Annotated in this window: 16 protein-coding genes; 1 reads left to right on the forward strand and 15 read right to left on the reverse strand. The window is 58.9% G+C overall.

All coding sequences use genetic code 11. The features are described 5' to 3' along the window. Positions 1 to 8: 8 nt before the first annotated feature. The gene (locus tag E4O98_RS05160) at positions 9 to 3,029 is read left to right on the forward strand and encodes a membrane-targeted effector domain-containing toxin (RefSeq protein WP_228309473.1); all 3,021 of its coding nucleotides are present in this window, start codon (positions 9 to 11) and stop codon (positions 3,027 to 3,029) included. A gap of 3 nt (positions 3,030 to 3,032) precedes the next feature. Here the strand turns inward: E4O98_RS05160 and ispD are convergent, their stop codons facing one another. The 15 genes from ispD to bamA form a co-directional block, all read right to left on the reverse strand. Then, the gene (gene ispD / locus E4O98_RS05165; protein WP_005785745.1) at positions 3,033 to 3,743 is read right to left on the reverse strand and encodes a 2-C-methyl-D-erythritol 4-phosphate cytidylyltransferase; all 711 of its coding nucleotides are present in this window, start codon (positions 3,741 to 3,743) and stop codon (positions 3,033 to 3,035) included. Then, positions 3,740 to 4,018 carry a cell division protein FtsB gene (gene ftsB, locus E4O98_RS05170; RefSeq protein ID WP_003189195.1) on the reverse strand — a complete coding sequence of 93 codons (279 nt, stop codon included), beginning with the start codon at positions 4,016 to 4,018 and terminating at the stop codon, positions 3,740 to 3,742. The genes ispD and ftsB overlap by 4 nt, the downstream gene beginning before the upstream one ends. A gap of 171 nt (positions 4,019 to 4,189) precedes the next feature. Beyond that, positions 4,190 to 5,479 (reverse strand): phosphopyruvate hydratase, encoded by a 1,290-nt coding sequence (gene eno, locus E4O98_RS05175; protein WP_003189193.1) that lies wholly within the window; start codon positions 5,477 to 5,479, stop codon positions 4,190 to 4,192. A gap of 157 nt (positions 5,480 to 5,636) precedes the next feature. Continuing rightward, complete coding sequence (gene kdsA, locus E4O98_RS05180) at positions 5,637 to 6,482, reverse strand: 3-deoxy-8-phosphooctulonate synthase (protein WP_003189190.1); 846 nt, start codon at positions 6,480 to 6,482, stop codon at positions 5,637 to 5,639. A 5-nt stretch (positions 6,483 to 6,487) separates the two neighbouring features. After that, positions 6,488 to 8,119, reverse strand: a complete 1,632-nt coding sequence (locus tag E4O98_RS05185; protein WP_005785740.1) for a CTP synthase — start codon at positions 8,117 to 8,119, stop codon at positions 6,488 to 6,490. Between the two features lie 273 nt (positions 8,120 to 8,392). Beyond that, entirely contained in the window at positions 8,393 to 9,712 is a 1,320-nt protein-coding gene (tilS, locus tag E4O98_RS05190) for a tRNA lysidine(34) synthetase TilS (protein ID WP_103733454.1), read from the reverse strand. Positions 9,713 to 9,875: 163 nt separating this feature from the next. Continuing rightward, positions 9,876 to 10,823 (reverse strand): acetyl-CoA carboxylase carboxyltransferase subunit alpha, encoded by a 948-nt coding sequence (locus tag E4O98_RS05195; protein WP_003189182.1) that lies wholly within the window; start codon positions 10,821 to 10,823, stop codon positions 9,876 to 9,878. Positions 10,824 to 10,951: 128 nt separating this feature from the next. Continuing rightward, entirely contained in the window at positions 10,952 to 14,473 is a 3,522-nt protein-coding gene (gene dnaE, locus E4O98_RS05200) for a DNA polymerase III subunit alpha (protein ID WP_032877369.1), read from the reverse strand. Positions 14,474 to 14,549: 76 nt separating this feature from the next. After that, positions 14,550 to 15,182 (reverse strand): ribonuclease HII, encoded by a 633-nt coding sequence (rnhB, locus tag E4O98_RS05205; protein WP_032877370.1) that lies wholly within the window; start codon positions 15,180 to 15,182, stop codon positions 14,550 to 14,552. After that, positions 15,179 to 16,318, reverse strand: coding sequence for a lipid-A-disaccharide synthase (lpxB, locus tag E4O98_RS05210; protein ID WP_032877371.1), 1,140 nt, complete (start codon positions 16,316 to 16,318; stop codon positions 15,179 to 15,181). The genes rnhB and lpxB overlap by 4 nt, the downstream gene beginning before the upstream one ends. Positions 16,319 to 16,320: 2 nt before the next feature. After that, the gene (lpxA, locus tag E4O98_RS05215; protein WP_005785728.1) at positions 16,321 to 17,097 is read right to left on the reverse strand and encodes an acyl-ACP--UDP-N-acetylglucosamine O-acyltransferase; all 777 of its coding nucleotides are present in this window, start codon (positions 17,095 to 17,097) and stop codon (positions 16,321 to 16,323) included. Beyond that, positions 17,094 to 17,534 (reverse strand): 3-hydroxyacyl-ACP dehydratase FabZ, encoded by a 441-nt coding sequence (fabZ, locus tag E4O98_RS05220; RefSeq protein ID WP_005785726.1) that lies wholly within the window; start codon positions 17,532 to 17,534, stop codon positions 17,094 to 17,096. The genes lpxA and fabZ overlap by 4 nt, the downstream gene beginning before the upstream one ends. A gap of 111 nt (positions 17,535 to 17,645) precedes the next feature. Beyond that, positions 17,646 to 18,701: a UDP-3-O-(3-hydroxymyristoyl)glucosamine N-acyltransferase gene (gene lpxD / locus E4O98_RS05225; protein WP_005785724.1), complete on the reverse strand. Its 1,056-nt coding sequence runs from the start codon at positions 18,699 to 18,701 to the stop codon at positions 17,646 to 17,648. A 3-nt stretch (positions 18,702 to 18,704) separates the two neighbouring features. After that, positions 18,705 to 19,208 (reverse strand): OmpH family outer membrane protein, encoded by a 504-nt coding sequence (locus tag E4O98_RS05230; protein WP_003172279.1) that lies wholly within the window; start codon positions 19,206 to 19,208, stop codon positions 18,705 to 18,707. 45 nt (positions 19,209 to 19,253) lie between these two features. Next, complete coding sequence (bamA, locus tag E4O98_RS05235) at positions 19,254 to 21,641, reverse strand: outer membrane protein assembly factor BamA (protein ID WP_032877372.1); 2,388 nt, start codon at positions 21,639 to 21,641, stop codon at positions 19,254 to 19,256. Positions 21,642 to 21,667 lie beyond the last annotated feature (26 nt).

Here is a 21,667-nt window from a genome sequence, read left to right on the forward strand (position 1 = left end):
GCAAGCCCATGACGTCCAACACTCGGCAACTCCAGCATATCAATCATTTTGTCCGAAAGGTTCTGGCCGACTTTCCGGTGCCCAGCGCAATCGCAGCCCAATTGCTTTGCGAGCATCTACAACCATTCACTCAGGAACAACTGGACCCGGATACTACGTTCCTGACCACTCTGGAATACAACCTCGACAATCCCAATGCACCCTACACTGCAGTGATCGTCCAATCCATGAGCCTGACCGAGGCCATGATCTGCAATGCGCCCCATGCCCCTGGCGGCATGATCAACAACACGGGCTTTTCCACTATCGCGCCGTACTTCAATATCGTCGATGAACTGCCGCGCCTGATGGATAACCGCATACCGCAAATGTTCAACGAAGAGTTCATCACTTCCGGCTGGATCCCGCCCAGACGGTATGAGGCGCTTTACCGGCAAAGCGAACCTCAGGCCTACGACCCGACCACCCAACTGGAGATCGCGCCAGCCGTTCTCAGAAAGGTGATTGACTCAAGCAACTTTGAACAAACCTATGACAAGGCCATCACCCAATTCTGGGGGGAGCATCGGGACAATTACACCACCCTGATGCGCATTGCCTTCGCCAAGGCTTACCTCAATCAGTACGAAGAATTCACGCTCACCGAAGCAGAACGGCAACTGGCCGCACGAGCGGCAGGTATCGGCGTCGACAGGGACGCCAGCAACCTGACCCTTGAAGATTTTCAGGCGCCCTACTCACCGGATAAAAACTTATCCGTGCGCGTGCTGCGCATTCATCAGTTCGACGCCACCGACATTCTTACGATTACCGACACCCAGAGCCAGATCACCCTGCTGTACGTCCCCGGCAACTCCTCCCCCATCCATGGTTTCAACAGCCCAACGGACATGCGCAATGCGCTGGTAAAAGTGGCCAAGGACCCGACCCAGCGCAAAGCGCTGACCAACCACTTTGAACCCGACTCGATTGACTCCGGCCTGATCTACTGTGGTGTCGAGGAAGCATTGATCGGTATGGCGATGTACCCGGAATCTTCCAGCCCCGCCGGTTTTTTCAATAGCTTGTTGCGCAACGGTTATTGGGACCCCGAGCAATACATTAATAACCCAATGTATCCGGCGCTCAGAAGCAACCCATTTGCGTTTATCGCACGACAGATCCGCAGTCGGATTGCAAAATTGGCAGCCAAAACCGTTGTCTCGCCCTTGGACACATTCAAAGCCGACACCCTCGACGCCTTGGATAAAGCCTGCCTGCTGGCGATCCCCGTGGCGCTGACCATGGGCACCGCGTTGCTGGCGGAGTTTTGTTTCATTACCTCAGGTTTGACTGGCATGGCGATCGGCGCCGATGACGTGCTCAAGGACAAACCCCACGCCGTTGAGCGCATGGTGTTCGGCGCCCTGAACGCGCTCCCGGTGGTTATCCACGGCATCAGCAAAGGCGCGAGCAGTCTCGAGGCGTTACGCCCCGTGCTTGGCCCGGCTACGCGGGCAGAGGAGGGCCAGATCAACGTCAAGGTGATCACTCAGGCCTCCGCCCAAACCGAGACTCGCCCCCTGGTCGCTGCAACATCTCCCAGCGGCTTGCAGACCGTCAAGATTCAGGGCGAGACCTTCCTGACCTACAAAAGCCCGAATGACTGGGGTTCTTTTGAGCTGTTCGTGAATAATCCAGAAGCCCCCGAGAAGACTCAAGCCACGGGTCTCTACGCTATTCAGAGCTCCGACCTGCAATGGCGACGTGCCGGATTGACCGGAGGGGGGGCATTTCGCAATGCCTGGCAACGGGTTTACAAACTGTTCGATAGCACCCAGCAGTTGAGTTTCTTCAGCGCCTACCAGATGCCAGCGCCCGTGCGCGAGACCGTCGTGCAGATGCTCACCGACACCAGCTCATTTTCGGAAGATTTCGAACCCTTCGGAATGGATGCACAGTCGATCAGCAACGCCCGGAGACTGTTCTTTGAGAAAAGGAGCCAATTAAACCAGGATTCGGCGATCTTCTTTCACCACCTGCCCTACTCGCCCCTGCAGCCGGTCCTCCCCCGCTTGAGCTTGAACGAATCACAGCAAAGCATTATCGAGAAACTGCTACGTGCCAGTGACGGCCTCGTGATCGGCGAAAGCCACAGCGCCGAATCGAGCAAAGCCTTTCTGATCGACAACATGCAGATACTCGCCAGCCAAGGTGTCAAACGCATCTACTTCGAACATCTGCTGACGGATGTGCATATTCCGATGCTGAAGGCTTTTTACCGGTCGAAGAACGCCCCTATGGCCGAGGCGCTGACAAACTTCCTGAACGGGATCTACCCATTGCCCCGAAACCACTATTACTCATTCACAAACGTCGTGACCAAAGCCCGAGAGGCCGGAATCAAGATCCAGCCGATCGACTGCACCGTGAGCTACATACTTCGCGATATGCGCGACAGTGCGGGAACCCTGCGCCAGCGGATGATGAACTATTACGCTACCGAGGTGATTCAGTGGATCCAGACCTCCAAGCGCCAACCCGGTAAATGGGTCGCACTGGTGGGCGATACCCATACCAATACGTTCAAGGACATCCCTGGGCTGGCCGAACTCACCGGCAGCATCGGCCTGCGGATAGAAGATAGGATGGGCACCCACCCGTTGGGCATCGAAGTCGATCCGGGGCGCACCGCCAGCCTGGGCCTGAACAAAGGGGAAGGCACGGTCAAAGCCAACCTGGTCTTGCGCGTTGATCCTGCCGCGTTGCAGCACTCAATGGAATCACAGCCCGGCCCTTCGCACAGTCGAGTGGTGAAGTCGGCCCAGGCACTGCTGACACGGCCAGGCCAATTCATGCTCACCGAGGCCACCCACATTGACTATCGGTCCCGACGCGGGGACCTGCGCAGTTTCAGGATCAACAGCCAGGAAGGCCGGAACTCCATCAACGTGGTCGGCTGGCCTATTGATGAGAAGCCATTCGACAGCATTGAGGCATTGGTGAGCGAGCTGAAAACCCTGCCCGGGTTGGAGCAAGTCTACGGCTGAGGGTCAGGACGCCTGATAAGCCCGGCGCTGACGCAGCCATTCAAGGTCTTCGGGACGGGTGACCTTTATATTGTCTGCACGCCCTTCGACCAGCCGCGGCGCCTGGCCGGACCATTCCATGGCCGACGCTTCGTCGGTGATCACGGCGTCCGCCACCAGGCTGTCGGCCAAGGCGCGGTGCAAGGCCCCCAGGCGGAACATCTGCGGCGTATAAGCCTGCCAGATCAGGCTGCGGTCAACGGTTTCCACCACGCGGCCATGCTTGTCGACGCGCTTGAGCGTGTCGCGAGCCGGCACCGCCAGCAGACCGCCCACCGGGTCATCCGCCAGTTCAGCCAAGAGTTTGTCGAGGTCATCACGGCTCAAGTTAGGCCGCGCCGCGTCATGCACCAGCACCCAGTCATCATCACTGGCACCCAGGGCATTAAGGTGCAGCAGTGCATTAAGCACCGAGCCCGAGCGTTCCGAGCCACCGTCCGCACGCTGGATGCGCGGGTCTGTGGCGCACGCCAGGGTGGGCCAATAAGGATCATCAACAGCAAGACTGACCACCAGGCCCTTGAGCGAGGGGTGGTCGAGAAAACAGCCGAGGCTGTGTTCGAGAATAGTGCGCCCGCCCAATTGCAGGTATTGCTTGGGACGGTCCGCGGCCATACGGGCACCGACGCCCGCGGCAGGAATCACGGCCCAGAAGGCCGGTAGATCGTTATTCATTGGGCCAACTGGTAGAGGGTCTCGCCCTCCTTGACCATGCCCAACTCATGGCGAGCCCGCTCTTCAACGGTCTCCGTACCTTTTTTCAGCTCAAGCACTTCGGCGTCCAGGACACGGTTGCGCTCCAGCAGGCGTTCGTTTTCGGCACGCTGGTCGGCAATTTGCTGGGTCAGCTCTTCCACCTGCGCAAAGCTGCCATTACCGACCCATAGGCGGTACTGCAGGCCAGCCAGCAACAAGAGCAAGACGAGGAACAACCAATTGGGACTGCGCATCGAAATCCGGATATCCAGTGAAAAAAGACAGTCATGCAAACCTTTTGCAGCAACTGATAGCACAAAGCCTGGAAAAACCAGGCTTGCGCTTGTCAGTCAGCAGATTAGCGCCGAAATTCACACTTTCGTGAAATTTCTGACGCAACCCGCCGACTTTTTACCATTTACTGCTTAGCCGCGAAACTCGCCGCGACCGTTGTACTTGGCTTTACCTGCCAATTGCTCTTCGATGCGCAGCAATTGGTTGTACTTGGAAACGCGATCGGAACGGCACAGGGAGCCGGTCTTGATCTGGCCCGCCGAAGTGCCCACGGCCAGGTCGGCAATGGTGGAGTCTTCGGTTTCGCCGGAGCGGTGGGAGATCACAGCGGTGTAGCCCGCAGCCTTGGCCATCTGGATGGCTTCCAGGGTTTCGGTCAAGGTGCCGATCTGGTTGAACTTGATCAGGATCGAGTTGGCGATCTTCTTGTCGATGCCTTCTTTAAGGATCTTGGTGTTGGTCACGAACAAGTCGTCGCCCACCAGCTGGATTTTCTCGCCGATCTTGTCGGTGAGGATTTTCCAGCCATCCCAATCGGACTCGTCCAGGCCGTCTTCGATCGAGATGATCGGGTAGCGCTGGGTCAGGCCCTTCAGGTATTCAGCGAAACCTTCTGAGTTGAACACCTGGCCTTCGCCGGACAGGTTGTACTTGCCATCTTCATAGAATTCGCTGGCCGCACAGTCCAGGGCCAGGGTCACGTCGGTGCCCAGTTTGTAGCCAGCGTTGGCCACAGCTTCGGAGATCACTTTCAGCGCATCTTCGTTGGACGCCAGGTTCGGTGCGAAACCACCTTCGTCACCCACAGCGGTGCTCAGGCCACGGGCCTTCAGTACAGCCTTGAGGTGATGGAAAATCTCGGTGCCCATGCGCAGGCCTTCGGAGAAGGACTTGGCGCCCACCGGCTGCACCATGAATTCCTGGATGTCGACGTTGTTATCCGCGTGCTCGCCACCGTTGATGATGTTCATCATCGGTACCGGCATCGAGTAGACGCCCGGGGTGCCGTTCAGGTTGGCGATGTGCGCGTACAACGGCAGGTCCTGGTCCTGAGCTGCTGCCTTGGCGGCAGCCAGGGACACGGCGAGGATTGCATTGGCGCCGAGGCTGCCTTTGTTTTCAGTGCCGTCGAGCTTGATCATCGCGTGGTCCAGGGCTTTCTGGTCCAGCGGGTCCTTGCCCAGCAACAGGTCACGAATCGGACCGTTGATGTTGGCTACAGCCTTGAGTACACCCTTGCCCAGGTAACGGCTCTTGTCGCCATCACGCAGTTCCAGCGCTTCGCGCGAACCGGTGGAAGCACCGGACGGCGCGCAGGCGCTGCCGATGATGCCGTTATCGAGAAGCACGTCGGCTTCGACGGTGGGGTTGCCACGGGAGTCGAGAACTTCACGACCTTTGATGTCGACGATTTTTGCCATTGTTGTAAACACTCCAAAGTTGACGAAAACGACGCAGCTGAAGGAAATCTTTTGACCGACCGCAAGGGTGGAACAACGGGGCAGGCTTGCAGACGACAAGGCTCAGGCCCAAGGGCCTGAGCATTTAGCGTGGGAAATTCTACCGGAGAAATGGCAGTTACGCGGTCTCTACCGTCGGAAAACTCTTGACCAGCTCGTCCAACTGCTTGAGTTGGGCCAGGAATGGCTCCAGCTTGTCCAGGCGCAGGGCGCATGGGCCATCACATTTGGCGTTGTCCGGGTCTGGGTGGGCTTCAAGGAACAGGCCTGCCAGGGACTGGCTCATGCCCGCCTTGGCCAGGTCGGTGACCTGGGCACGGCGACCGCCGGCGGAGTCCGAGCGACCACCGGGCATTTGCAGCGCGTGGGTCACGTCGAAGAACACCGGGTATTCGAACTGTTTCATGATGCCGAAACCGAGCATGTCCACCACGAGGTTGTTGTAGCCGAAGCTCGAACCACGCTCGCAGAGGATCAACTGGTCGTTACCCGCTTCCACGCACTTGCTCAGGATGTGTTTCATCTCCTGAGGGGCGAGGAACTGGGCTTTCTTGATGTTGATCACAGCGCCGGTCTTGGCCATGGCGACCACGAGGTCGGTCTGGCGCGACAGGAAGGCCGGCAACTGGATGATGTCGCACACCTCGGCGACCACGGCAGCCTGCTCAGGCTCGTGGACGTCGGTGATGATCGGCACGCCGAAGGCTTGCTTGATGTCCTGGAAGATCCGCATGCCTTCTTCAAGGCCCGGGCCGCGATAGGAGGTCACGGAAGAACGGTTGGCCTTGTCGAAACTGGCCTTGAACACGTATGGGATGCCCAGCTTCTGGGTAACCCGCACGTATTCTTCACAGACCTGCATCGCCATGTCGCGGCTTTCCAGCACGTTCATGCCGCCGAACAGCACCATGGGCTTGTCGTTGGCAATCTCGATATCGCCTACGCGAATGATCTTCTGGGCCATCAGGGTTACGCCTTCTTCTGATGTTGCGTCAGTGCTGCTTTGACGAAACCGCTGAACAACGGGTGACCGTCGCGCGGCGTCGAGGTGAACTCCGGGTGGAACTGGCAGGCCACGAACCACGGATGATCCGGCGCTTCGACCACTTCAACCAGCTTGCCGTCACCGGAGCGACCGGAAATCTTCAGGCCAGCCTCTTTGATCTGCGGCAGCAGATTGTTGTTCACTTCATAGCGGTGACGGTGACGCTCGACGATTACGTCCTTGCCGTAGCAGTCGTGTACCAGCGAGCCGGCTTCCAGCAAGCAGTCCTGCGCACCAAGGCGCATGGTGCCGCCCAGGTCGGACGTTTCGGTACGGGTTTCAACGGCGCCGGTGGCGTCTTCCCACTCGGTGATCAGGCCGACGACCGGGTGGCCGCTGCTGTGATCGAACTCGGTGGAGTTGGCGTCTTTCCAGCCCAGCACGTTACGGGCGAACTCGATAACGGCCACTTGCATGCCCAGGCAGATACCCAGGTAGGGCACCTTGTTCTCGCGAGCGTATTGCACCGCGGTGATCTTGCCTTCCACGCCACGCAGGCCGAAACCGCCCGGCACGAGAATCGCGTCAACGCCTTCGAGCAGCGCAGTGCCCTGGTTCTCGATATCTTCGGAATCGATGTAGCGCAGGTTGACCTTGGTACGGTTGCTGATGCCGGCGTGGCTCATCGCTTCAATCAGCGACTTGTACGCGTCCAGCAGCTCCATGTACTTGCCGACCATGGCGATGGTGACTTCATGCTCAGGGTTGAGCTTGGCGTCGACCACGGCTTCCCACTCGGACAGGTCCGCGCCATTGCACTGCAGGCCGAAACGCTCGACCACAAAATCATCCAGCCCCTGCGAATGCAGGATGCCCGGGATCTTGTAGATGGTGTCGGCGTCTTCCAGCGCGATCACCGCACGCTCTTCAACGTTGGTGAATTGCGCGATCTTGCGGCGCGAGGAAATGTCGATCGGGTGATCGGAACGGCAAACCAGTACGTCCGGTTGCAGGCCGATGGAACGCAGCTCCTTGACCGAGTGCTGGGTAGGCTTGGTTTTGGTTTCGCCGGCGGTGGCGATGTACGGCACCAGTGTCAGGTGCATCAGCATCGCGCGCTTGGCGCCGACTTCGAAACGCAGCTGGCGGATGGCTTCAAGGAACGGTTGGGATTCGATGTCGCCCACGGTGCCACCGATCTCGACCATCGCCACGTCGGCATCGCCTGCACCCTTGATGATGCGGCGCTTGATTTCGTCGGTGATGTGCGGGATCACCTGGATGGTTGCACCCAGGTAGTCACCACGGCGCTCTTTGCGCAGCACGTGCTCGTAGACACGGCCAGTGGTGAAGTTGTTGTTCTGGGTCATGGTCGTGCGGATGAACCGCTCGTAGTGGCCCAGGTCCAGGTCGGTCTCGGCGCCGTCGTGAGTGACGAACACTTCACCGTGCTGGAACGGGCTCATGGTGCCCGGGTCGACGTTGATGTACGGGTCCAGCTTGAGCATGGTGACTTTAAGCCCCCGCGCCTCCAGGATGGCCGCCAATGAAGCGGAGGCAATGCCTTTCCCCAATGAAGAAACAACACCGCCCGTGACGAATATGTAGCGCGTCATGAAAAACCCTAGAAGTCTGCGTTAAAGCGGTCCGAGCCGCCGGGGAAAGCGAAGGAAGGCCGAAGCCCCCGATCACCTGCATTAATCACAGTGCACCTTTCAAAAAAACCGCCGCGTTGTGACAGACCAGCAAGGAAACACCGGTACGTTGATCGCTACACATTTTTTGGAATCGCCCAGCAAAGACTGCTTGGTAATCGGCAACTGCTGCGATTCAGTCGAATCCACAGAAGTTGTATCAAGAAGGGAGCGTAGTCTACCGGAAAGGCGCTATCAGCTCAAACCTTGATCGCAGGTCTGTGGCAACCAATGTAATTGCCAGTCATCCAGCGGACTGGCCCTCAGCCCCGCAAGCGTTGGTACAGCCAGCAATTGCTCGCCCCGATAGACCAGCGGCAATCTGCCACGGACGAAGCCCGGCATACCACTTTCATTCAACAGGCGCTTGAGATCACGCCGGCCTCGACCTGGCACTTCGACGATTTCGCCACCCTGGCGATAACGAATCGACAAGGGTCCCTCGGGAGCCTTGCCGGCAAACATCAGTTGGCCGTTCCCGGGTAACTCTAGTGGATTTCGCGGATCGGGCCAGCTCACCGACACGTCGGAAAATTCCGACCACGTGGAAGGCAGCCACCAAATGCGTTCGCCGCAACGATGAAGCTGACCGTCGGCCAGGCGCCATAACGGCTGTGCGTCCCCCTTGGCATCGCGCAGGGCGTACCAACTGGCCCAGTGGTCACTGTCGGGCAGACGAGTCAGGGGATTCAGCCAATGACGCAAGGCATTGCGCTGGCGCGCATCGGAAAGATCGCGCAACGGAGCAAGGACCAAGGAAGGCAAAGGCAACCAGGGAAACGCTGAAGGCTGATCCGCAGCGATCAGGTCCATGTGCGCCAGCTCATCGAGCAGGCCCTGGGCTTCACTCAGGTGCTCGGCAGTGCGCGCCAGGCTTGATACTGCCTGAGGCCAGCGCTGCGTCAGCGTTGGAAAGACCTGGTGACGCAGGTAATTGCGCGAGAACCGTGGATCGGCGTTCGAAGGGTCTTCAATCCACTTCAATTGGTGTTCGTGGGCGTAGGCTTCCAATGCTCCCCGGGAAACCGCCAGCAATGGCCGCACCAAGTGCCCCGTCGCCAACGGGCGACGCTCGGGCATTGCCGCCAACCCACGCACTCCGGCTCCGCGTAACAGGCGGAACAGCAGGGTCTCGGCTTGATCGTCGCGATGCTGGGCGGTGAGCAGCACCTCCCCTGCCCCGATCACCTCGGTAAACGCCTGGTAACGTGCGTTACGCGCGGCACGCTCCAGGCTGGCACCGGGTTGCACCTGCACACGCAAGACCTGCAAAGGTATGCCCAGGCTGTCACATAACGCTTGGCAATGACTGGGCCAGGCGTCAGCGGCCGCTTGCAGCCCATGATGGACATGCACAGCGCTGATGGGCGGCAGGGTTTCGGTGTTTGCCAGGGAAGCCAGAAGGTGCAGCAGGACGGTGGAGTCGAGGCCACCGGAGAATGCAATGCGCCAGGCCGGAGCATTGCGCCAGGGGGCCAGGGTTTTCAGGAGTCTGGCGGGTAGAGCCGGTTTCATCAGATGTCCCCGCCGCAAATCTGGAATACATAAGCCGAGCATACACAAAGCAAATGTGGGAGGGGGCTTGCTCCCGATTGCTGAGTGTCAGTCACTGCATCTGGTGACTGATCCACCGCTATCGGGAGCAAGCCCCCTCCCACATTGAGTTACGGCGTCGACTTTAGAGACCGTAGCTCATAAGGCGCTCGTAACGACGGGCCAGCAGCGCTTCGTTATCCAGCTTCTTGAGCATCGCCAGTTGCGAGCCCAGTTCAGCACGGATGGTCGCGGCAGCCGCGGCCGGGTCACGGTGGGCACCGCCCAGTGGCTCGGCGATCACTTTGTCCACGATACCCAGGCCCTTGAGGCGATCGGCGGTGATGCCCATGGCTTCAGCCGCATCCGGCGCCTTCTCTGCGGTTTTCCACAGGATCGAGGCGCAACCTTCCGGCGAAATCACCGCGTAGGTCGAATATTGCAGCATGTTCAACTGGTCGCACACGCCAATGGCCAGCGCACCGCCGGAACCACCTTCACCGATCACGGTGGCGATGATCGGGGTTTTCAGGCGAGCCATGACGCGCAGGTTCCAGGCAATCGCTTCACTCTGGTTGCGCTCTTCGGCGTCGATACCCGGGTATGCGCCCGGAGTGTCGATGAAGGTCAGGATCGGCATCTTGAAGCGCTCGGCCATTTCCATCAGGCGGCAAGCCTTGCGGTAGCCTTCCGGACGCGGCATACCGAAGTTGCGACGGACTTTCTCGCGCACTTCACGGCCTTTCTGATGGCCGATCACCATTACCGGCTGGTCGTCCAGGCGAGCGATACCGCCCACAATGGCCGCGTCGTCGGAGAAGTGGCGGTCGCCGTGCAGCTCATCGAACTCGGTGAAGATGTGTTCGATGTAGTCCAGGGTGTACGGACGGCGCGGGTGGCGAGCCAGGCGCGCGATCTGCCAACTGGTCAGCTTGCCGAAGATGTCTTCGGTGAGCGTGCTGCTTTTGTCTTGCAGGCGAGCGATTTCGTCGCCGATATTCAGCGAATTGTCATTGCCGACCAGGCGCAGCTCTTCGATCTTGGCTTGCAGGTCAGCGATCGGCTGTTCGAAATCAAGAAAATTCGGGTTCATAAGCGTCCGTCTTGGGTCGACGGCCAAGGAGTGCCTGGCCAGCCGGTTGTCTATTCGCGCCCTACCTTAAGGGAGAGGCGCGTTTAGGTCGAGATTAAATGTTCAGCCGAGGTCAGGGGTACTGACCGTCAACGGTATTGGAGGAAGACGTTGTCTCGCCCGAACTGGTCACGCAAAGCTTGAATCAAGCCATCAGCCGGATCAATCCGCCACGTCTCACCAAACTGCAACATGGCCTTGGCGTCGCTGCCGGTGTACTCCATGGTTACCGGGCACGCGCCGCGGTGGCGCTTGAGCAGGTCACCCAACCAGCGTAGCTGATCGCCCTTGAGCGCTTCGGTCTTGACCTTCAAGCGCAGGCTTTCGGCCAGGTTGGTGCGCGCATCTTCCATGCTCATCACCCGTTTGATACGCAGGCGCAGGCCACCGGAGAAGTCATCATTGCTGACCTCCCCTTCCACCACCACCATGGCGTCGGTCTGCAAAAGTGACTGGGCGGAGTGGAACGCGTCGGCAAACAGTGACGCTTCGATCCGGCCCGAGCGGTCATCCAGGGTGATGAAACCCATTTTGTCGCCCTTTTTATTTTTCATCACCCGCAGGGCGATGATCATGCCGGCGACGGTCTGGGTATCCCGCGCGGGCTTGAGGTCGATAATGCGCTGGCGGGCGAAACGGCGGATTTCGCCTTCGTACTCGTCAATCGGGTGGCCGGTGAGGTACAGGCCCAAGGTGTCTTTCTCACCTTTGAGGCGTTCCTTGAGGGTCAGCTCCTTGGCCTTGCGATGATTGGCGTAGACATCCGCATCCTCTTCGACGAACAGCCCGCCAAACAGGTCGGCGTGGCCGCTGTCATGGGTGCGGGCAGTCTGTTCGGCAGCCTTGATCGCCTCTTCCATGGCGGTGAGCAGCACCGCACGGTTACGGTCGATATTGGCCTGGTAAGCCTTCGGCTCATCATGGAAATACGGGCCGAGACGGTCGAGCGCGCCGCTGCGGATCAAGCCATCAAGGGTACGCTTGTTGATGCGCTTGAGGTCAACACGCGCGCAGAAGTCGAACAGGTCCTTGAATGGCCCATCCTGACGCGCTTCGGTGATGGCCTCCACCGGGCCTTCGCCCACGCCCTTGATCGCGCCGAGGCCATAGATGATGCGACCTTCGTCATTCACCGTGAACTTGAACTCAGAGGCGTTCACGTCCGGCGCATCGAGGCGCAGCTTCATGGTGCGCACTTCCTCGATCAAGGTCACGACCTTGTCGGTGTTGTGCATATCGGCCGACAGTACCGCAGCCATGAACGGCGCCGGGTAGTGGGCTTTCAGCCAGGCGGTCTGGTACGACACCAGGCCATAGGCGGCGGAGTGGGATTTGTTGAAACCATAACCGGCGAATTTTTCTACCAGGTCGAAGATGTTACCGGCCAGGTCGGCGTCGATGTTGTTGGTGGCGCAACCTTCAATGAAACCGCCGCGCTGCTTGGCCATTTCCTCGGGTTTCTTTTTACCCATTGCGCGACGCAGCATGTCCGCACCACCGAGGGTGTAGCCGGCCATTACCTGGGCGATCTGCATCACCTGTTCCTGATACAGGATGATGCCGTACGTCGGCGCCAATACAGGCTTGAGGCCCTCGTATTGATAGTCGGAGTGCGGGTAAGCCAGCTCGGCGCGACCGTGCTTGCGGTTGATGAAGTCATCCACCATGCCCGATTGCAGCGGGCCCGGACGGAACAGCGCCACCAGTGCGATCAAGTCTTCCAGGCAGTCGGGCTTGAGCTTTTTGATCAGCTCTTTCATGCCCCGGGATTCAAGCTGGAACACCGCCGTGGTTTCGGCCTTTTGCAGCAGGCTGTAGGTCGGTTTGTCGTCCAGCGGGATAAACGCGATATCCAGCGGTTCTTCGCCGACCTTGGCGCGGTCGCGGTTGATGGTCTTGAGTGCCCAGTCGATGATCGTCAGGGTACGCAGGCCGAGGAAGTCGAACTTCACCAGGCCGGCCGCCTCCACGTCATCCTTGTCGAACTGGGTGACCAGGCCGTCGCCTTCTTCATCGCAGTAGATCGGTGAAAAGTCGGTGAGCTTGGTCGGCGCGATGACCACACCACCGGCGTGTTTACCGACGTTACGCACCACGCCTTCGAGCTTGCGCGCCATGTCCCAGATTTCGGCGGCTTCTTCATCGACCTTGATAAAGTCGCGCAGGATTTCTTCCTGCTCGTAGGCTTTTTCCAGGGTCATGCCGACTTCGAACGGGATCATCTTCGACAGGCGGTCGGCCAGGCCGTAGGACTTGCCCTGCACCCGCGCCACGTCGCGAATTACCGCTTTCGCCGCCATGGAACCGAAGGTGATGATCTGACTTACCGCGTTGCGGCCGTATTTCTCGGCCACGTATTCAATCACGCGGTCACGACCATCCATGCAGAAGTCGACGTCGAAGTCGGGCATCGACACCCGTTCCGGGTTCAGGAACCGTTCGAACAGCAGGTCATATTCCAGCGGGTCAAGGTCGGTAATCTTCTGAACATAGGCCACCAGCGAGCCAGCACCTGACCCCCGGCCGGGACCTACCGGTACGCCGTTGTTTTTGGCCCACTGGATAAAGTCCATTACGATCAGGAAGTAGCCGGGGAATCCCATCTGGATGATGATATCCAGCTCGAAATTCAGCCGATCAACGTAGACCTGGCGCTTGGCTTCGTAGTCTTCAGTGGTGTCCTTGGGCAGCAGAACGCTAAGGCGTTCTTCCAGGCCATCGAACGACACTTTGCGAAAGTATTCGTCGATGGTCATGCCATCGGGTATCGGGAAGTTGGGCAAAAAGTGCTTGCCCAGTTTCACTTCGATGTTGCAGCGCTTGGCGATCTCGACGGAGTTTTCCAGGGCCTCGGGCAAATCGCTGAACAGCTGCGCCATTTCATCGGCGCTTTTGAGGTATTGCTCTTCGCTGTAATTCTTCGAGCGGCGCGGGTCATCCAGGGCCCGGCCTTCGCCGATGCACACGCGGGTTTCATGGGCCTCGAAATCTTCTTTCTTGATAAACCGCACATCGTTGGTCGCCACCAGCGGAGCACCCAGCTTATCGGCCAGGGCTACGGCAGCATGCAGATGTTCTTCATCGTTGGGGCGGTTGGTACGCTGGACTTCCAGGTAGAAACGGTCCGGGAATACCTGCATCCACTCACGTGCCAGCACCTCGGCTTCCTGGGGATTACCGCCCAGCAACGCGATACCGATCTCGCCCTCTTTAGCCGCCGAGAGCATGATCAGGCCTTCGCTGGCTTCGGCCACCCACTCGCGCTCGATGATGATCGAGCCGTTGCGCTGGCCGTCGATAAAGCCGCGGGAAATCAGCTCGGTGAGGTTGCGATAACCCACGCCGTTCATCGCCAGCAGGCTGATGCGGCTCAGTGGGTTATCCGGGTCCTTGTTGGACAGCCACAGGTCGGCGCCACAGATCGGCTTGATGCCGGCGCCCATGGCGTTCTTGTAGAACTTGACCAGGGAACACATGTTGTTCTGATCGGTTACCGCCACCGCAGGCATATTCATGCCCACCAGGGTTTTGACCAGTGGTTTGATCCGTACCAGGCCGTCGACCAGGGAGTACTCAGTGTGCAGGCGCAGGTGAACGAATGAAGCCGGCATAGTGATCCTGTCTTGATACATGAAAACAACAAGGCCCGGATTGTACCGGGCCTTGGTAAAAACATCAGCCTTGCTGCTAAACCTCGATCAGACTTTCGCGGGCCTCATAAGCCAGGCGTACCGGGGCAAACGAGCGGCGATGGATCGGGGTCGGGCCCAGCCGAGCCAGAGCTTCCAGATGAACGGGCGTCGGGTAGCCTTTATGGCCGCCAATCCCGTAGCCGGGGTAGATCAGTTCGAACGCAGCCATTTCACGGTCACGGCTGACCTTGGCCAGGATCGAGGCGGCGGCAATGGCTGGAACCTTGCTATCGCCCTTGACCACCGCTTCCGACGGCATCGCAAGCTTCGGGCAACGGTTGCCATCGATCATCGCCATTTTCGGGGTGATATGCAGCCCTTCAACAGCACGCTGCATGGCTAACATGGTTGCATGGAGGATATTAAGTTTGTCGATTTCCTCGACTTCAGCGCGAGCGATATGCCAACTCAGGGCCTTTTCACAGATCTCGTCATAGAGCTTTTCGCGACGGGCCTCGGTAAGCTTTTTCGAATCATTGAGGCCCAGGATCGGGCGGTTCGGATCTAGGATTACCGCCGCCGTGACCACTGCGCCACACAGCGGGCCGCGTCCTACTTCGTCAACACCGGCCACCAGTTCGTGAGCTTGGGCAACCAGGCTGAAATCCAGCCCCATTTGCGTGGTCATAAGGCTTCCTGTTTATGGCCGATCAAGGTCAACACGGCGTCGGCCGCCTGGTTCGAGGCATCACGACGCAACGTGCGATGAATGTCGTCGAAACCACGGGTCTGCTCTTCGCCGCCGTCAATCAAGGGCAGTAGGGTCTGCGCAAGCGCTTCAGGCGTTGCATCGTCCTGCAACAACTCTGGCACCAGCAGGCGCTGGGCCAGCAGGTTGGGCAGGGAGATATAAGGGCTCTTGACCATGCGCTTGAGAATCCAGAAGGTCAGCGGCGCCAGGCGATAGGCTACAACCATTGGCCGCTTGTACAGCAAGGCTTCAAGGGTGGCAGTGCCCGACGCAATCAACACCGCATCGCAGGCTGCCAGAGCCAGATGGGACTGGCCGTCAAGCAGGGTCAGCGGCAGGTTGCGACCTTCCAGCAGGGTCTCGATCTGTGCGCGGCGTTGCGGGCTGGCACACGGCAGCACGAAGCGAACCCCCGGCTTTTGTGCCTGCAGACGTTCGGCGGCATCAAAAAACAGCGCACCCAGACGCCCTACCTCTCCGCCACGACTGCCCGGCATCAACGCCACCAACGGGCCGTCGGGCAAACCCAGCTCGGCACGCGCGGCAGCACGATCGGCTTGCAACGGAATGGCATCGGCCAGGGTATGGCCGACAAACCGCACCGGTACGCCCTTCTCTTCGTAGAACCTGGCTTCGAACGGCAACAGGGTCAACATCAGGTCGCAGCCTTCGCGGATCTTCAACACGCGCTTCTGCCGCCACGCCCATACGGATGGGCTGACGTAGTGCACGGTCTTGATCCCGGCCTGACGCAATTTGAGTTCGATATTGAGCGTGAAATCCGGTGCATCGATGCCGATAAAGACGTCAGGCTTTTCATCGATCAGCGTCTTGATCAACAGCTTGCGGCGAGCGAGCAGCTCACGCAGGCGTCCCAACACCTCCACCAACCCCATGACCGACAGCCGCTCCATGGGGAAGTAGGAGGCAAGCCCTTCGGCCTGCATCAGCGGCCCACCCACACCGATAAACTCCACCGCAGGATGCTGGGCCTTGAGGGCTCGCATCAGGCCAGCACCCAGAATATCGCCGGACGCTTCACCGGCCACGAGTGCAATACGCAGATTGGCCATGATCAGCGAGTGATGCCGCGAGTCGACGCCTGGATCGAGTCACGGAACACCGCGACTTCCGGAAACAGGGTTGCCGGCTCGGTCAGTTCGGTCAGCGCCTGCTCAACCGTCAGCCCCTGACGGTAAACCGTCTTGTAGGCACGGCGCAGAGCGTGGATCGCCTCTTCGCTGAAACCGCGGCGGCGCATGCCTTCGAAGTTCATGCTGCGAGCCTCGGCAGGGTTGCCGAACACCGTCACGAATGCAGGCACATCCTTGCCAATGGCGGTGCCCATGCCGGAAAAGCTGTGGGCGCCGATATGGCAGTACTGATGCACCAGGGTGAAACCGGACAGGATCGCCCAGTCGTCAACGTGCACATGGCCTGCCAACGCAGTGTTGTTGACCAGGATGCAATGGTTGCCGATCACGCTGTCATGGCCGATGTGCGCATAGGCCATGACCAGGTTGTGATCACCCAAAGTGGTTTCAGCGCGATCCTGTACGGTGCCGCGGTGAATGGTGACGCCTTCACGGATGATGTTGTGGTCACCGATTACCAGGCGTGTTTCTTCACCCTTGTACTTCATGTCCGGGGTGTCTTCGCCTACCGAGGAAAACTGGTAGATACGATTGTGTTTGCCAATACGGGTCGGACCTTTAAGGATCACGTGTGGCCCGATGACAGTCCCCTCGCCGATTTCCACACCTGCGCCGACGATCGACCAGGGGCCGACCTCAACGTCGGCGGCCAGTACGGCCGACGGATCGATGATTGCGCGAGGGTCAATCAAACTCATAGTTTGCGTTCCGCACAGATGATCTCGGCAGAGCACACCGGCTTGCCATCTACCGAGGCCTGGCATTCGAACTTCCAGATCTGGCGCTTGCAGCTGATGAACCTGGCTTCCAGGATCAACTGGTCACCCGGGGTGACCGGGTTGCGAAAACGCAGCTTGTCGGAGCCCACGAAATAATAAAGCGTGCCGTCGGCAGGCTTGAGGTCGAGCATTTTGAAACCAAGGATACCGGCAGCCTGGGCCATCGCTTCGATGATCAACACGCCCGGCATGATGGGATGCGCTGGGAAGTGACCGTTGAAGAATGGTTCGTTGATGCTGACATTCTTGTAGGCACGAATGCGCTTTTCCTCGACATTGAGGTCCACTACGCGGTCCACCAGCAGGAACGGGTAACGGTGAGGCAGGTATTCGCGAATCTCGTTGATGTCCATCATTTCGGGGGGAAGCCTGTAATAAAGATTGGGGGCGGGCGAACTAAGCGCACGCCCCGCTAGCAAATCAAGGAGGCAGTCTAGCGGCTGTGCACACTTGATATGGAAATGGTATCAGCCTTCAGATGAAGCATTACCGCCAGGGGTCACGTCCCCAACACGCTTTTCCAGCTGTTTGATACGTCGTGCCATGTCGTCGATCTTCCTCAAACGCGCCGCACTCTTGCGCCATTCAGCCGCAGGTTGCATGGCGGTACCGGAAGAATAGGCCCCCGGCTCGGTAATCGAGTGAGTCACCATGGTCATGCCGGTGATAAAGACGTTGTCGCAAATATCGATATGCCCCACCAGCCCGACGCCGCCGGCGAGCATGCAATGCTTGCCGATTTTGGTGCTGCCGGAAATACCCACGCACGCAGCCATGGCGGTGTGATCGCCAATCTGCACGTTGTGGGCGATCTGGATCTGGTTGTCGAGCTTCACGCCGTTACCGATCACCGTATCGGCCAAAGCCCCGCGATCCACCGCAGTGTTTACACCGATCTCCACATCGTCGCCGATCAATACGCCGCCGACCTGGGCAATCTTGTGCCAGACACCTTTGGCGTTGGCAAAGCCAAAGCCTTCGCCGCCGATAACAGCGCCGGACTGAATGACCACACGCTGACCAATACGCACATCGTGGTAGAGGGTTACACGTGGGGCCAGCCAACCATTGGCACCGATTTCACAGCGTGCGCCGATAAAGCAGTGGGCGCCCACGGTGACACCTGCACCAATACGCGCCCCGCTCTCGATCACTGCAAACGCCCCGATGCTGGCCGCAGGGTCAACCTGGGCATCATCGGCAATTACCGCAGATGGGTGAATGCCACCGGCCGCTTTCGGCTTGGGATCGAACAGGTGTGACGCCTTGGCGTACGACAGGTACGGGTCGGCCACCACCAGCGCATCCCCGATAAACCCTTCAGCGTCAGCGGCCTTCAGCAACACGGCTGCGGCCTGGCAATCAACCAGGTATTTACGGTATTGGGGATTTGCGAGGAAGCTCAACTGAGCTGGGCCAGCCTCCTGCAAGGTGGCTAGCCCAGTGATTTCTTTCTCCGGGGAGCCACGCAAGGTGGCTCCCAGGAACTCGGCCAACTCGCCGAGTTTGATAGTCGCGGTCATGGCTTACTTCAGCTGGTTCATGCGCTCGATCACCTGACGGGTGATGTCGTATTGAGGCTTGACGTCAATCACGGCGCCGCGCTCGAACACCAGGTCAAAGGCACCCTTCTTGATGACTTCTTCCACGGCGCTGTCGAGCTTGGGCTTGAGCTGCTTGAGCATTTCACGGTCGGCAACAGCCTTGGCTTCGTTCAGCTCCTTGGACTGGAACTGGTAGTCACGGGCCTTTTGCTTGAATTCAAGCTCCAGACGCTCGCGCTCGCCTTGCTGCATCTTGTCGCCACCGGCTACCAGACGATCCTGGATGCCCTTGGCGCTGCTTTCCAAGGTTTTGAGCTTGGTCAGTTGCGGACCGAATTTCTTCTCGGCATCCACGGCGTACTTCTTGGCCGCGTCGGATTCCAGCAGGGCCATCTGATAGTTCAGGACGGCGATTTTCATTTCGGCGAAGGCCGGGGTGGTTACCAGCACAGTGGCCAGCAAGACCAATTGAGTCAACTTACGCACGATGTACTCCTACAGAATCCGTTGTCGTTATCTTGGGTCAGACGCTTAGAACGTCTGGCCGAGGGAGAATTGGAAAATCTGGGTTTCAGCGTTATCCGGTTTCTTGATCGGCATGGCCAGCGCAAAGCTCAACGGGCCCAGCGCAGTCACCCAGGTCACACCCACGCCCACGGAGCTCGCCAGGTTGCTGAGGCTCACGTCGTTGCATTGGGTGTTGGACCGCGAACCGTTCGGGTTGGTGACTTGTTCACACTTGGAGTCGAACACGTTACCCACGTCCCAGAAGACTGAGGTGCGCAGCGAACGCTGGTCCTTGACGAATGGCAGCGGGAACAGGATCTCTGCACCACCCTGGATCAGCACGTTACCACCGAATGGCAGCGGGTCGTTGTCGTCGTCACGTCGAGTTCCGACGTTACCGGTGTCAGCAAAACCACGGCTTGGCGTACCACGCGGGCCCAAAGTACTGTCCTTGAAGCCACGTACCGAGTTGAAACCGCCGGCGTAGTAGTTCTCATAGAACGGCAAGCCATCAGTGGAACCATAACCGTCGCCATAACCCAGCTCTGTGTGCAGGCGCATGGTGTAGTTATCGCTCAACGGCTGGAACAACTGGCCGCGGTAGTCGAGCTTGAAGAACGACAGGTCGCTGCCCGGTGTGGTGACTTCCGCAGTCAGGCTCTGGGAATGACCACGGGTTGCCAGTACACCTTTGTTCAAGGTCGACTCGGACCAGCCGGCAGATGCCTTGAAGTTCAGGAACTTGTCACCTTCACGACGAGTGAAGTCGAAGATCTCGTCCACGGTATATACACCGGTCTTGATCTCGTCCTGTTGCGCGGTGATGCCGAAGGTCAGGCGCGAGGTTTCGCTGATCGGGTAACCGATGTTTGCGCCCACACCCAGGCTGTCGATCGCATAGCTTGCAACGTCGACGTCGAGGTCTTTGTAGTCGGTGGTGCGGTAGAAGGCGTTATAGCCCAGGCTCACACCGTCAGCTGTCCAGTAGGGGTCGACATAACCGAAGTTATAGCGGCTCTGGTATTCGCTTCGGGTCAGGCCGATGGAAACCTTGTTACCGGTACCGAGGAAGTTGTTCTGGGTGATCGAGCCACCCAGGATCAGGCCGGCGCTCTGTGCGAAACCGACGCTGGCGGTGATCGAGCCCGAAGCTTGCTCTTCAACGGCGTAGTTCACGTCAACCTGGTCATCCACACCCGGTACGGCCGGGGTTTCGACGTTGACTTCCTTGAAGAAGCCCAGACGCTCAAGACGGGTCTTGGACTGGTCGATCAGGTAGGTCGAAGCCCAGCCACCTTCCATCTGACGCATTTCACGACGCAGCACTTCGTCCGCAGACTTGGTGTTGCCACGGAAGTTGATGCGGTTTACGTAGGCGCGCTTGCCAGGATCGACGACGAAGGTGATGTCTACCGTGTGATCTTCATCATTCGGGGTCGGCACGCCGTTGACGTTGGCGAAGGTATAGCCTTCGTTACCCAGGCGGCGAGTGATCAGTTCGGAGGTAGTGGTCATCAGCTTGCGCGAGAACACCTGATCCTTCTGCACCAGCAGCAGGGACTTGACCTGGTCCTCAGGGACTTTCAGGTCGCCGCTGAGCTTGACGTCACGAACCTTGTACTTCTCGCCTTCGTTGACGTTCACGGTGATATAGACGTGCTTCTTGTCCGGGGTGATGGACACCTGGGTCGAAGCGATGTCCATGTTGATGTAGCCACGGTCCAGGTAGTAGGAGCGCAGGCGTTCAAGGTCACCGGAAAGTTTTTCACGGGCGTATTTGTCATCGTTCTTGAAGAACGACAGCCAGTTGGTGGTCTTGAGCTCGAACAGGTCGATCAGGTCGTCATCAGCGAATTTGGTGTTGCCCACCACGTTGATGTGCTGAATGGCCGCGACGGTACCTTCGTTGATGTTGACCTTGAGGCCCACACGGTTACGAGGCTGCGGGATCACTTCGGTTTCCACGGTCGCGGAGTAGCGGCCCTGGGCAACGTACTGGCGTTGCAGTTCGTTACGCACACCCTCAAGGGTCGCGCGCTGGAAGATCTCGCCTTCGGCCAGGCCGGATTGCTTCAGGCCCTTCATCAGGTCTTCAGTGGAGATGGCCTTGTTACCTTCGATCGCGATACTCGCAACGGAAGGTCGTTCGACGACCGTGATGACCAGGACGTTGCCTTCGCGACCCAGTTGGATATCTTGAAAGAACCCGGTTTTGAACAGCGCACGAGTGGATTCCACCAGGCGACGATCATCCGCCTGTTCCCCGACGTTCAACGGCAAGGCACCAAAGACGCTACCCGCGGAAACCCGCTGGAGGCCGTTGACGCGAATATCGGAGATGGTGAAGGACTCGGCGTGAACTTCGGCGATCATCAATACGGTGAGAACCGCAGTTAGCAGCAGACGTTTCATGAAGTCCTTTCTTATTCCAACTGGCA

It is taken from the genome of Pseudomonas sp. W2Jun17 (assembly GCF_023127795.1).
Classification (GTDB): Bacteria; Pseudomonadota; Gammaproteobacteria; order Pseudomonadales; family Pseudomonadaceae; genus Aquipseudomonas; species Aquipseudomonas synxantha_A.